The sequence below is a fragment of the Sporosarcina highlanderae genome, assembly GCF_030433715.1.
GTDB classification, from domain to species: Bacteria; Bacillota; Bacilli; order Bacillales_A; family Planococcaceae; genus Sporosarcina; species Sporosarcina highlanderae.
In genome coordinates this window covers 196,026-209,597 of the sequence record NZ_JAROCC010000001.1, presented here as the reverse complement: position 1 = coordinate 209,597, position 13,572 = coordinate 196,026, and the positions used below count along the sequence as shown (strand labels likewise).

12 protein-coding genes are annotated in these 13,572 nt (G+C 46.4%); 11 read left to right on the top strand and 1 reads right to left on the bottom strand.

Annotated elements, in window-relative coordinates:
- Positions 1-109: 109 nt before the first annotated feature.
- The 6 genes from P5G49_RS00865 to pyrG all read left to right on the top strand — a co-directional run bounded on the left by P5G49_RS00865 (position 110) and on the right by pyrG (position 7,891).
- A complete protein-coding gene (locus P5G49_RS00865; RefSeq protein WP_301241572.1) occupies positions 110-1,249 on the top strand; it encodes an acyl-CoA dehydrogenase in 1,140 nt (379 codons plus the stop codon).
- A 12-nt stretch (positions 1,250-1,261) separates the two neighbouring features.
- Complete coding sequence (locus tag P5G49_RS00860; protein WP_301241862.1) at positions 1,262-1,900, top strand: TetR/AcrR family transcriptional regulator; 639 nt, start codon at positions 1,262-1,264, stop codon at positions 1,898-1,900.
- 19 nt (positions 1,901-1,919) lie between these two features.
- Positions 1,920-5,177: a fused isobutyryl-CoA mutase/GTPase IcmF gene (gene icmF, locus P5G49_RS00855; RefSeq protein WP_301241571.1), complete on the top strand. Its 3,258-nt coding sequence runs from the start codon at positions 1,920-1,922 to the stop codon at positions 5,175-5,177.
- Between the two features lie 135 nt (positions 5,178-5,312).
- Positions 5,313-5,477, top strand: a complete 165-nt coding sequence (locus tag P5G49_RS00850; protein ID WP_301241570.1) for a hypothetical protein — start codon at positions 5,313-5,315, stop codon at positions 5,475-5,477.
- Positions 5,478-5,543: 66 nt separating this feature from the next.
- Positions 5,544-6,110 carry a DNA-directed RNA polymerase subunit delta gene (rpoE, locus tag P5G49_RS00845; RefSeq protein WP_301241569.1) on the top strand — a complete coding sequence of 189 codons (567 nt, stop codon included), beginning with the start codon at positions 5,544-5,546 and terminating at the stop codon, positions 6,108-6,110.
- Between the two features lie 167 nt (positions 6,111-6,277).
- Positions 6,278-7,891, top strand: a complete 1,614-nt coding sequence (gene pyrG / locus P5G49_RS00840) for a CTP synthase (RefSeq protein ID WP_301241568.1) — start codon at positions 6,278-6,280, stop codon at positions 7,889-7,891.
- 215 nt (positions 7,892-8,106) lie between these two features.
- Here pyrG and P5G49_RS00835 read toward each other — a convergent pair whose 3' ends face one another.
- A complete protein-coding gene (locus P5G49_RS00835; RefSeq protein WP_301241567.1) occupies positions 8,107-8,622 on the bottom strand; it encodes a DUF2529 family protein in 516 nt (171 codons plus the stop codon).
- Between the two features lie 159 nt (positions 8,623-8,781).
- Here P5G49_RS00835 and P5G49_RS00830 point away from each other — a divergent pair, with 159 nt between their 5' ends.
- From P5G49_RS00830 to glpX, 5 genes are all read left to right on the top strand, one after another.
- Positions 8,782-9,147 (top strand): response regulator, encoded by a 366-nt coding sequence (locus tag P5G49_RS00830; protein ID WP_301241566.1) that lies wholly within the window; start codon positions 8,782-8,784, stop codon positions 9,145-9,147.
- A 286-nt stretch (positions 9,148-9,433) separates the two neighbouring features.
- A complete protein-coding gene (locus P5G49_RS00825) occupies positions 9,434-10,291 on the top strand; it encodes a class II fructose-bisphosphate aldolase (protein WP_301241565.1) in 858 nt (285 codons plus the stop codon).
- Positions 10,292-10,538: 247 nt separating this feature from the next.
- Entirely contained in the window at positions 10,539-11,186 is a 648-nt protein-coding gene (gene fsa, locus P5G49_RS00820; protein ID WP_301241564.1) for a fructose-6-phosphate aldolase, read from the top strand.
- 19 nt (positions 11,187-11,205) lie between these two features.
- Complete coding sequence (murA, locus tag P5G49_RS00815) at positions 11,206-12,483, top strand: UDP-N-acetylglucosamine 1-carboxyvinyltransferase (RefSeq protein WP_301241563.1); 1,278 nt, start codon at positions 11,206-11,208, stop codon at positions 12,481-12,483.
- 95 nt (positions 12,484-12,578) lie between these two features.
- The gene (glpX, locus tag P5G49_RS00810) at positions 12,579-13,544 is read left to right on the top strand and encodes a class II fructose-bisphosphatase (protein ID WP_301241562.1); all 966 of its coding nucleotides are present in this window, start codon (positions 12,579-12,581) and stop codon (positions 13,542-13,544) included.
- Positions 13,545-13,572: the final 28 nt, after the last annotated feature.

The window sequence follows — 13,572 nt, the reverse complement described above, 5'->3', positions numbered from 1 at the left end:
GATTGTTAAATGAATTTTTATACAATTGTAGTTAATAAACTGAATAGTGCCGTGCACAGGTACCTTCATAATGCACAGGTACCTTCACAAACCCAAGGAGGAAGCAAATATGGATTTTAAACTATCTGAAGAACATGAAATGATTCGTAAAATGGTACGCGATTTCGCGGTGAACGATGTAGCTCCGACTGCGGCAGAACGTGATGAAGAAGAACGCTTTGATATGGACATCTGGAACAAAATGGCTGAACTTGGCTTGACAGGTATCCCTTGGCCGGAAGAATACGGCGGTATCGGAAGCGACTACCTCGCATATTGTATCGCAGTCGAAGAACTGTCACGCGTTTGTGCGTCAACTGGCGTAACGCTTTCCGCGCACACTTCACTTGCTGGGTGGCCGGTATATAAATTCGGTACGGAAGAGCAGAAGCAGAAATACCTTCGCGCAATGGCGGAAGGGACTAAAATCGGTGCGTACGGCTTAACTGAGCCGGGTTCAGGTTCTGACGCTGGCGGCATGCGCACAACTGCGAAACTGGACGGAGATCATTATGTATTAAACGGCTCGAAGATTTTCATCACAAATGGCGGAATTGCTGACATCTACATCGTATTTGCGGTCACAGATCCGGAATCGAAACATAAAGGCACAAGCGCATTCATCGTCGAAAAAGACTTTGCGGGCTTCTCCGTAGGGAAGAAAGAGAGGAAGTTGGGGATCCGTTCATCACCTACGACTGAAATCATGTTCGACAACTGCCGCGTGCCGAAAGAAAACTTGCTTGGCGAAGAAGGCGAAGGGTTCATTATCGCAATGAAAACATTGGATGGCGGCCGTAACGGAATCGCTGCACAAGCAGTCGGAATCGCACAAGGCGCACTTGACCTATCTGTCGACTATGCGAAAGAGCGCGTCCAATTCGGCAAACCAATCGCAGCGAATCAAGGAGTCGGCTTCAAACTTGCTGATATGGCGACTGCAACGGAAGCTTCCCGTCTGCTCACTTACCAAGCTGCATGGCTCGAGTCCAATAACTTGCCGTATGGAAAAGCGTCCGCAATGGCAAAACTGATGGCCGGAGATACAGCAATGAAAGTGACGACAGAAGCTGTTCAAGTGTACGGCGGCTACGGCTATACGAAGGACTATCCGGTTGAGCGCTTCATGAGAGACGCGAAAATTACGCAAATCTATGAAGGAACGCAGGAAATCCAGCGCCTTGTCATCTCCCGCATGCTGACAAAATAATCAGGGAGGATGATGCAAGTGAAGCGCGAAGTGAAATCGTCGGTCAAAGATGAAAGTTTAATCGAAAAAAGGCGCGATCAGATCATCGACGGGGCCGTCCGACTTTTCAAGGAAAAAGGTTTCCACAGAGCAACGACGAGAGAAATCGCGAAGGCGGCGGGGTTCAGCATCGGCACACTCTACGAATACATCCGGACGAAAGAGGACGTCCTCTACCTTGTCTGCGACAGCATTTACAATGAAGTGCAAAGCCGCCTATCCGAATTGATGGATCAGGAAGGAACTGTGGAAGGGCTCCGTTCGGCGATCGACACGTATTACCATCTGATTGACGACATGTCAGACGAATTCGTCGTCATGTACCAAGAATCAAAGTCATTGCCAAAGGACGCCCTCCAGTACGTCCTGAAAAAAGAGATGGAAATGGTTGCCTTATTCAAAAACCTACTGCAGGCATGTACCCGATCAGGCGAACTACGAATCAGCGAGGAAGCCGTAGACATGGCGGCACATCACGTCGTCGTCCAAGGACAAATGTGGGCATTCCGCAGATGGGCATTACGAGGCAACTACACAATTCAAGACTTCATCAACCTTCAAACCGACCAACTATTCAACGGAATCTTGAATAGAGAAAAGGTCTCTCTATAGAAGAAAGGAAGTGCGATTAATGCAAACAACTGAAATCTACAAACCGAAGCACCATGTCCGTTTCGTCACGGCATCGAGTCTGTTTGACGGCCATGATGCGTCGATCAACATCATGCGCCGTATCCTACAATCGACCGGCGCGGAAGTGATTCACCTTGGACACAACCGTTCCGTCGAGGAAGTCGTCAACGCGGCCATCCAAGAAGACGTGCAAGGGATTGCCATCTCCTCCTACCAAGGTGGACATGTCGAATACTTCAAATACATGCATGACCTCCTCCAGGAAAAAGGTGCGCCACATATCCGCATTTACGGCGGTGGCGGGGGTGTAATTCTCCCGAAGGAAATCAAGGAACTACATGACTACGGCATCGCTTGGATCTTCTCGCCTGAAGACGGCCGCAAAATGGGCCTCCAAGGGATGATCAACCGAATGGTCGAGGAATGCGATTTTCTTACAGAAGTCGAAGACGAAATGAGTCAACTTGAAAACGTGAGCACGGACCGTCCTGAAGTGCTTGCTAACCTGATCACATATGCGGAAGAAATGTATGACAAGGAAAACCCTGACGCGATTAAATTAATTGAAAAAGCAAGGGAATTATCAAAACATACACCAGTCCTTGGAATCACAGGTACGGGCGGAGCAGGAAAGAGCTCGCTAACTGATGAATTGATCCGCAGATTCTTACGCGAATTACCAGAGAAGAAAGTTGCGATTCTATCCATCGATCCGACGAAACAAAAGACGGGTGGAGCATTGTTAGGCGACCGGATCCGTATGAACGCCATCTTCAATAAGCGCGTTTTTATGCGAAGTTTGGCGACACGCGGTTCTCGCAGCGAACTATCAGGCGCCATCAAAGACGTGCTTGACGTCGTTAAAACTGCCGGCTTTGACTTGATAATCGTTGAAACGAGCGGGATCGGTCAAGGGGACGCAGAAATCACGGAAGTATCCGATGTATCGATGTATGTCATGACAAGCGAATTCGGCGCGCCGACGCAGCTGGAAAAAATCGATATGATCGATTTCGCGGACCTAATCGTCATCAATAAATTCGAACGGAAAGGTTCCGAAGATGCACTGAGCCAAGTGCAGAAGCAATACCAACGGAGCCATCTCCTATTCGATAAAAGCCTTGATACAATGCCGGTTTACGGTACAATCGCGAGCCAATTCAACGACAAAGGAACGAACTCGCTTTTCGCAGCGTTAGTGTCGAAGTTGAATGAAAAATGCGGGCTTGACTGGGAAACGTCCTATACAGAATTTGTCAAAACTCAAAAACAAAACGTCATCATCCCGAATGACCGCACACATTATTTACGTGAAATCTCAAGCGCGATCCGCGACTACCATAAGAAATCCGCTGAGCAAGTCAATCTTGCCCGTCGTTTATTCCAACTTGAAGGTGCTATTGAAGCTGTAAATGAAAAAGCACCGGACAATGCGCTTGTCGCGTCACTTGAATCGTTGGGGGAAGGCGTGCGTGAAGAACTTTCTGCAGAATCAAAACGCATCCTATCAAACTGGAAAGCTTTGAAAGAATCCTATGCAGGTGATGAATTTATTACGAAAATCCGTGATAAAGAGATTCGTACCCTTCTCACAACGACAAGTTTGTCGGGGTTGAAGATTCCGAAAGTATCCTTGCCGAAATTTGAGGACTATGGCGAAATTCTTCGGTGGGTTTACAAAGAGAATGTCCCGGGTTCATTCCCATACACAGCTGGAGTATTCCCGTTCAAACGCGAAGGGGAAGATCCGAAACGCCAATTCGCTGGAGAAGGAACACCGGAAAGAACAAATCGTCGCTTCCACTACTTGTCGAAAGATGACGATGCGAAACGTCTGTCGACAGCATTCGACTCGGTTACATTGTACGGTGAAGATCCGGATGAGCGTCCGGACATTTACGGAAAAGTAGGGGAGTCAGGCGTAAGCATCTGTACGCTTGAAGACATGAAGAAGCTGTACGCAGGCTTCGATCTATGCGCCCCATCAACTTCAGTTTCAATGACGATCAATGGCCCGGCGCCGATCATCCTTGCGATGTTCATGAATACGGCTGTCGATCAGCAAGTGAAGCTGAAAGAGGAAGAGTTCGGCCGCGTATTGACTGTCGAGGAATTTACAGAAGTGCGCAATGCCACGCTTCAAGTCGTCCGTGGAACGGTGCAAGCGGATATTCTGAAGGAAGACCAAGGGCAGAATACATGCATCTTCTCGACAGAATTCGCGCTTCGCATGATGGGCGACATCCAACAGTATTTCATTGACAAGAAAGTGCGAAACTACTACTCTGTCTCGATTTCCGGCTACCATATCGCGGAGGCGGGGGCAAATCCGATTTCGCAGCTTGCCTTCACGTTAGCGAACGGATTCACGTATGTCGAGTATTATTTGAGCCGTGGGATGAACATCGATGATTTCGCTCCGAACTTATCGTTCTTCTTCTCAAACGGACTTGATCCGGAATATACGGTCATCGGCCGCGTGGCAAGACGCATCTGGGCAGTCGCAATGCGCGAGAAATACGGCGCAAACGAACGCAGCCAGAAGCTGAAATACCATGTCCAAACTTCCGGTCGAAGCTTGCATGCGCAGGAAATCGACTTCAATGACATCCGGACGACGTTGCAAGCGCTAATGGCATTGCAGGATAACTGCAACTCGCTTCATACGAACGCTTACGACGAAGCAATCACGACACCGACGGAAGAATCAGTCCGACGTGCGATGGCGATCCAGATGATCATCACGAAAGAGCATGGTTTATCAAAAAATGAAAACCCGGTTCAAGGCTCTTTCATCATCGAAGAACTAACGGATCTTGTCGAAGAATCAGTCCTACAGGAATTCGAGCGTCTAAACGACCGTGGTGGCGTATTGGGCTCGATGGAAACTCAATACCAACGTGGCAAAATCCAAGAAGAATCGATGCTCTACGAAATGAAGAAGCACTCGGGCGAACTGCCGATCATCGGCGTCAACACATACTTGAACCCGAATCCGCCTTCCGAAGAGGACATCGATAACATGGAAATCGCCCGTGCAACGAAGGAAGAGAAAGAAACGCAAATTACTAACTTGCGCAGCTTCCAAGCGAAGCATAGCGACAAATCCGCTGATGCCCTGCGTAAACTGCAAGAAGTTGCAGTCTCAGGCGGCAATATCTTTGCGGAACTGATGGAAACCGTCAAATTCGCAAGCCTCGGTCAAATTACAAACGCATTATATGAAGTCGGCGGACAATATCGCCGCAATATGTAAATAACGGGAAGAACGCTCCTGAAAAGGGCGTTCTTTTTGCGCCTAATAAAATTCATGAATTTTAATTGTTCAGAAAGTGGATTTTACCTCTTCCTTCCACGTATAATATAAACAAGAATTGAAAGAGGTGAGAAGATGAAACTGTATCATCATATTATGATTGTAATAGTTATCATAACTCTCATTTTCTTTCTATATGGCGCGGGTTACGGAGCGATTCCGTTCATACTCGCTTCCTTTTACCTTGGGTTCCTTAGCGTTAAAGAATTCCAACGTTTGAAGAACAGTAAAAGATGGTAGCATAATAGGAGCTCCATTGTATATAATGATGAGTATGCTTTTGTTCAGAGAAAGGACGTGCGTTTGATGAAACTAACAGAAATGACAAAGGAAGAACTCCTTGAAGAATCAATGATCGATATCGCGTTTGCCATTTTGACTGACAGACACGAGGCATTGACACTTGAACAATTAATGAATCAAATCCGTGAATTGACAGGCATGTCGGAGAAACAGATGAAGGAAAGACTCCTTCAATTCTACACTGATATGAATATCGATGGAAGATTCCTTGCCATCAACAACGGCTGGGGATTACGCGAGTGGTATCCAGTTGATCAGATCGAGGAAGAAACGGCTCCTGTCGTAAAAGTACGCAAGAAGAAGAAGAAAAAAGCGTATGACGATGATGATGAGGAAGACGAAGAAGAGGAAATCGACGAGGACGAGCTATTCGACGAAGAGTTCGATGAGCTTGACGACGAAGAGGACCTTGAAGAAGATGACGAAGAGGAAGAAGAAGAGGATATCATCGAAATCGAAGAAGATCTTATCGAAGACGATGAAGAACTTGAACTTGTTCCGGACGATGAATTGGATATCGATGATGAAGACGAAGATGACGAGTTGGACGAAGAAGAGGAAGACCTCTAACACTTTCCACTTGACTTCGAGCGTCAAAGGATTTAAGCTTCTATTTGGGCTCCTTGAAAAAGGACACATGAATCCGTGTATAAGCGCTCCTATTGTAGATAGACTACAGGGGAGCGCTTTTTTGATTTTTTTATTAAAAACCCCTTAACTAAAAGGAGGAGCTATAAATGACAAAATATATCTTCGTTACTGGTGGAGTTGTTTCATCCTTAGGCAAGGGCATCAACGCCGCATCCCTTGGTAGATTATTAAAAAGCAGAGGCCTTCAGGTGACGAACCAAAAGTTCGACCCGTACATCAACCTCGACCCACGAATGATGAGCCCTTACCAACACGGTGAAGTTTTCGTAACGGAAGACGGCGCAGAAACTGACCTTGACATCGGTCACTACGAACGGTTCATCGACATTAAATTAAACAAATACTCCAACGTCACAATGGGGAAAGTGTACTCCTCCGTTTTAAGAAAAGAGCGTCGTGGCGATTACAAAGGCGCGACAGTCCAAGTAATTCCTCATATTACGAATGAAATCAAAAGCCTGATCAAACGTGCAGGCCAAGAAACGAATGCTGACGTTGTAATTACAGAAATCGGGGGAAGCGTCGGCGACATCGAATCACTTCCATACCTTGAAGCAATCCGTCAAATGAAGACTGACCTTGGAAAAGACGATGTCATGTACATCCATAACACGCTAATTCCTTACTTGCACGCTGCTGGGGAAATGAAAACTAAACCGACACAACATAGTGTTAAAGAATTACGCAGCCTCGGCATCCAACCGAATATGATCGTCGTCCGAAGCGAATATCCTGTCCCACAGGAAATGAAAGACAAAATCGCGTTATTCTGCAACATTAAACCTGAAGAAGTCATCGAAGCACTTGATGCAGAAACATTGTACGAAGTACCGATCCGACTCCATGCGCAAAACATGGACAAGATCGTCGTAGACTTCCTTGGCCTTGAAACAAAGGAACCTGATCTGACAGAAATCGAAGCGCTTGTGAACCGCGTGAGAAATCTATCTCGTAAAGTGAAGATTGCCCTTGTCGGTAAATACGTTGAACTGCAAGACGCCTACATTTCCGCGGTCGAAGCGTTCCGCCATGCAGGCTATGAATTCGATACAGACATCGAGATCGATTGGATCAATTCTGAAGAAGTGACAGCTGAAAATGCCGCTGAAACATTGAAAGAAGTAGACGGTATTTTCGTACCAGGCGGCTTCGGAGATCGAGGAATTGACGGCAAAATCGAAGCGGTCCGCTATGCACGAGAAAACGGCATTCCATTCTTCGGAGTAGGTCTCGGCATGCAGCTTGCTGCAGTGGAATTCGCTCGAAGCATCCTTGAAATAAAAGACGCACATTCAGCAGAATTCGACAGCGAGACAGAAAATGCAATCATCGAAAACAACCGTGACTTCGAAGATCGCGCAGATATCGACCAGCCAAGCGGTGACATGCGGTTAGGCGCACATCCATGTAAGTTGAAGGAAGGAACGAAAGCGCAAGAGGCCTATAACGACGAATTAGTCTACGAACGCCACCGCCATCGTTTCGAATTCAACAACATCTATCGCGAACAATTCGAAAGAGCTGGCATGATCGTAGCAGGCGAAAGCCCAGACGGTCATCTTGTGGAAATCATCGAACTGAAGGATCATCCATTCTTCATCGGAACTCAATTCCACCCAGAATTCGCATCACGCCCAACACGCCCGCAACCGCTAATCCGCGAATTCATTCGCGCAGCACTCAAGCACCAGGAAGTATAATAAGAAGCATAATACAAAAAACAGGTGAAGGACCAAAATCCTCCACCTGTTTTCATTTACAATCAAACACGCATAAAACCACCGAAAGAAGCAAAAATCCCTCTTAAAACGCATAAATCGGAGAACTCACGCATAACGTCCCGTAGCCACGCATAAATCCACGAACTCACGCATAATCCGCCGCAAACACGCATAAATCCGCTAACTCTCACTAATCAATCCTCAAAAATCATCTCATCATAAGCCATCTTCACAGCCTCATATAAATACAACGCTGCCATCAAATGAGGCTGCACGATTCTCCCGCCATCATTGCCCGGCAAAATCCCCTTCACCACGCCAGTCGACATATACGTATACGCAAGATCCGCCAACTCATTCTCATCGCTCAATTTTTCCCCCGCCACAACAGCGAAAGGAATGAACTTCTCCGCTAACATCCTTGCCATCTCAAGCGCTCGTTCATCATTTGCAGTGCGCGCAAAAATCCAAACTCGGTCCGTAGACTCGATCTCCATCCCATCCTCATATTGAACTGCGCCCTTAAAAGGCTCAGCACCATATTGCGCATTTATTCCCATCGCCACCATTTCATCAAAGCCAAGAAAGATGACGCGGCCCTCTCCGATTGTCGCCTGAGCCAACAACCGTGCCGTCTCCTCAACGGCTTCCTCATTATTTGAACCAGCCCGCTGTATAAGCCCGCCGATCTGTGTCGTAAATATTTTCATGTTTTCCACCTCGCTTCCATTATATTTTCTTCGTGAGATAAAACCAAGCTTTCGATTTGAAAAAATATATTTACAATACTTGTTAATAAAAGAAGGACTTTTTCCGTGTTTGTTGAATAGTAAGAATTGAGATAATCAATCTAAAAGGGGTGAAGGTTATTGAAAAGTTTACTAATTGTAGATGACCAACCAGGAATACGTTTATTACTAAGTGAGGTATTTTCCAAAGAGGGATTGGAAACGAGGTTAGCTTCTAATGGGGTAGAAGCACTCAACTTGGTTGGAGAAAGAAAACCGGATTGTGTCTTGCTGGATATGAAGATGCCTGGAATGGATGGTATTGAAGTCCTGAAAAGGATAAAACAGAAAAACCCATACATACCGGTATTCATGATGACAGCTTATGGGGAAACCGAATTGACGGAACAGGCAACTCAGCATGGTGCTGAACAATACTTCACAAAACCTTTTAATATATACGAAGTGCGAGACGCGGTCATGAAAGTGATCGCGAGTCGGAAATAACGTTTGGGCAATCAGGGTCAATTACCACTTATAGAATAAATACTGTGCATTTTGGCTAAAATCCTATTTGAAATCTACAAATAGCTGATCCCATCCTTGAACAAACAAGCCCTTCAGTGAGGAATAAACACTTCTTGCAAAAAACAACTCCCATAAAATCTCACAATTTTCATCAAGTTCAAGAACTACCCGGACAGTAGTAAATACTGTCTGTTTTTGTTATGATAAAAGAGGTAAATAACGTATCATTCAATAAATTCATCCACAACTTGGAGGAGGATTCTACATGGCACTTGTTTCAATGAAAGAAATGATGATCAAAGGTAAAAAAGAAGGTTACGCAATCGGACAGTTCAACTTGAACAACCTTGAATATACACAAGCAATCTTACAAGCGGCAGAAGAAGAAAAATCACCAGTAATCCTTGGTGTATCCGAAGGTGCAGCACGCTATATGGGCGGCTTCACAACTGTCGTCAATATGGTAAAAGGCTTAATGCATGATTACAAAATCACGGTGCCTGTCGCAATTCACCTCGACCACGGCTCAAGCTTCGAAAAATGTAAGGAGGCAATTGACGCTGGATTCACATCCGTCATGATCGACGCTTCTTCTAAACCGCTTGCCGAAAACATTGAAATCACAAAACAAGTCGTAGAATACGCACACTCTAAAAATGTATCCGTAGAAGCGGAACTTGGAGTTGTCGGTGGACAAGAAGACGATGTTATCGCAGACGGCGTCATCTACGCAGATCCGGCAGAATGTAAAGAACTTGTCGACGCAACAGGTATCGACTGCCTGGCACCTGCACTTGGATCCGTCCACGGACCATACAAGGGCGAGCCGAACCTTGGATTCGAAGAAATGGAAGTCATCTCAAGCCAATCCGACCTTCCACTCGTCCTTCACGGCGGAACAGGAATCCCATTAAAAGACATCCAACGTTCCATCTCACTCGGTACAGCTAAAATCAACGTCAACACCGAGAACCAAATCGAAGGAACAAAAGCGGTCCGCGAAACCCTAAACGCCGACGCAAACGTCTACGACCCACGCAAATACCTAGCTCCAATGCGCGAAGCCATCAAAAAATCCGTAATCAGCAAAATGCGCGAATTCGGTAGCTCAGGTAAAGCTTAATATTAAATAAACAACAAATAAGTAGCATGTGTTTCTGTTGATTGGAGCGAAGGGCGGCGACTCCAGCGGGAATAGCATGAGCTGAAGACCCCGCAACGAAGCGTAGCGAAGTGAGGAGGCTGAAGCCATGCCCGCGGAAAGCGTCCGCCCGTAGCGGAAATCAACGGTTTAATTTATCAATAAAAGGAGAATCATCAACCAAGATGCATTCTCCTTCTTTTCCATTCACGAAGGAGGAACATAACCAATGCAATTTTTCATAGACACAGCAAACTTCGAAGAAATCAAAGAAGCACATAGCTGGGGAATCCTATCCGGCGTCACAACAAACCCGTCACTAGTCGCAAAAGAAAACATCTCATTCCATGACAGACTACGTGAAATCACTGCACTCGTACCAGGCTCAGTCAGCGCCGAAGTCATCGCCCTCGACGCAGAAGGAATGATCAAAGAAGGCCGCGAACTCGCAAAAATTGCACCAAATATCACAGTCAAACTACCAATGACACCGGAAGGCTTGAAGGCATGTTCCGTCTTCGCCCAAGAAGGCATAAAAACAAACGTAACCCTCATTTTCAGTGCCAACCAAGCCTTGCTTGCTGCACGCGCTGGAGCCACTTACGTATCCCCATTCCTCGGCAGACTTGACGACATCGGTCAAGAAGGAATTCAGTTAATCAGCACGATTGCGGACATCTTCACAATCCATGACATGGACACGCAAATCATTGCAGCATCCATACGCAGTCCGCAGCATATTACAGACGCAGCACTTGCTGGGGCACATATTGCAACAACCCCATTCAAAGTACTCAAACAACTATTCAACCACCCGTTGACAGACCAAGGCATTCAGCAATTCTTAAACGATTGGGAAGCAAGAAAGAACAAGTGAAACGCCAAAGGAGATTGAAATGGACGTTTATAAAATAAAAGGCGGCAAACCTTTACAAGGAACGATAAAAGTGAGCGGGGCGAAGAACAGTGCCGTTGCGTTGATTCCGGCATCCATCTTGGCGGATTCACCCGTTACGATTGAAGGACTTCCGGAAATTTCGGATGTCCTTACACTGCAAGCGCTTCTTGAAGATATCGGTGGAAAAGTCGATTTCGAAGCAGGGAAAATGAGGATTGATCCATCTGAAATGGTCGCGATGCCACTTCCGAATGGCAATGTGAAAAAGCTGAGAGCATCCTATTACATGATGGGCGCCATGTTGGGCAGATTCAAAAAAGCGGCAATTGGACTTCCGGGCGGCTGCTTTTTGGGACCTCGTCCAATCGACCAGCACATTAAAGGCTTCGAAGCACTTGGTGCAAAGGTAACGAATGAACACGGTGCCATCTACCTGCGCGCCGATGAACTGCGAGGCGCTAAAATCTATTTGGACGTCGTCAGCGTCGGCGCGACAATCAACATCATGCTTGCTGCGGTCCGTGCAAAGGGCCGAACGATTATCGAAAACGCCGCTAAAGAACCTGAAATCATTGATGTAGCAACATTACTTTCAAATATGGGCGCCAACATTAAAGGTGCCGGAACAAATGTCATCCGTATCGAAGGAGTCGAAAAGCTTCACGGTACGAATCATACGATCATCCCTGATCGTATAGAAGCTGGCACATTCATGATCATGGCCGCAGCTGTCGGAGATGGTGTCCTGATTGACAACGTCATCCCATTCCACGTCGAAGCATTGACTGCTAAACTACGTGAGATGGGGGTCAAAGTCGAGGAAAGAGAAGAACATATCTTCATACCGAAAACAAATAATTTAAACGCTGTGGACGTGAAAACACTTGTCTATCCAGGTTTTCCAACAGATCTGCAGCAACCATTTTCAGTGTTATTAACACAAGCGAATGGCACATCTGTCATAACGGACACAATCTATTCCGCACGCTTCAAACAGATAGACGAACTTCGCAGAATGAATGCCGAAGGAAAAGTGGAAGGCCAATCGGTCATCTTATCGGGTCCTACACCACTACAGGCGGCAGCTGTTAGCGCTTCAGATTTAAGGGCAGGTGCAGCTCTTGTCATCGCTGGTTTATTAGCGGACGGTGAAACCGAAATCCAGGAAATTCAACATATCGAACGCGGATACAGTTCGTTAATCGAAAAACTTCGTGGAATCGGTGCCGATATCCGGAAAGAAAATGTTCCGGAAAAAGCGGTCGTTCGTGAATAAAAATGAGAAAATCTAATTTCCAATCTATGTTATAATAAAGTGAGAAATCATACGGCTTTACAATTGAAAAGCGTATTACGGGAGGAACAATCATAATGGAACGCAGTTTATCGATGGAATTAGTACGTGTAACAGAGGCGGCGGCAGTTTCCGCGGCACGCTGGATGGGGCGCGGTTTGAAAAACGAAGCGGATGATGCAGCGACAGAAGCGATGCGCACTGTGTTCGACACGATCCCAATGCAGGGTGTCGTTGTCATCGGAGAAGGCGAAATGGATGAAGCGCCGATGCTTTATATCGGTGAAGAACTTGGAACTGGCCAAGGCCCGGAAGTTGACGTAGCAGTCGACCCGCTTGAAGGTACGAACATCGTCGCATCGGGCGGATGGAACGCGCTTGCAGTCATCGCAATCGCTGACAAAGGAAACCTTCTGAACGCACCTGATATGTACATGGACAAAATCGCAGTAGGCCCTGAAGCTGTCGGCAAAATCAGCATCGACGCAACCGTAACCGAAAACCTCCATGCCGTCGCCAAAGCGAAAAACAAATCGATCGATGAAGTTGTGGCAACTGTCCTCAACCGTGAACGTCATGCGGAAATTATTGAAGAAATCAGAGCTGCCGGAGCACGCATCAAACTCATCAACGACGGTGACGTGGCTGCTGCTATAAACACAGCATTCGATGACACTGGAGTAGACATCCTATTCGGTCTAGGCGGAGCACCTGAAGGCGTTATCGCTGCTGTCGGATTAAAATGCCTTGGAGGCGAAATCCAAGGACGTCTCGTCCCTTCAAACGATGAAGAACGTGAGCGTTGTGAAAAAATGGGCATCGACGTCAACAAAGTCCTTTACATGGACGACCTTGTAAAAGGAGATGACGCTATCTTCGCAGCAACAGGAGTTACTGACGGAGAATTATTACGCGGAGTCCAATTCAAAGGCGGCTACAGCGAAACCCACTCACTTGTAATGCGCTCCAAATCCGGAACAATCCGTTTCGTAGAAGGACGCCACAGCATGAAGAAGAAACCTAATTTGGTAATGCAAGATTAATTTATTTAAATAATAAATCAAAAATAGT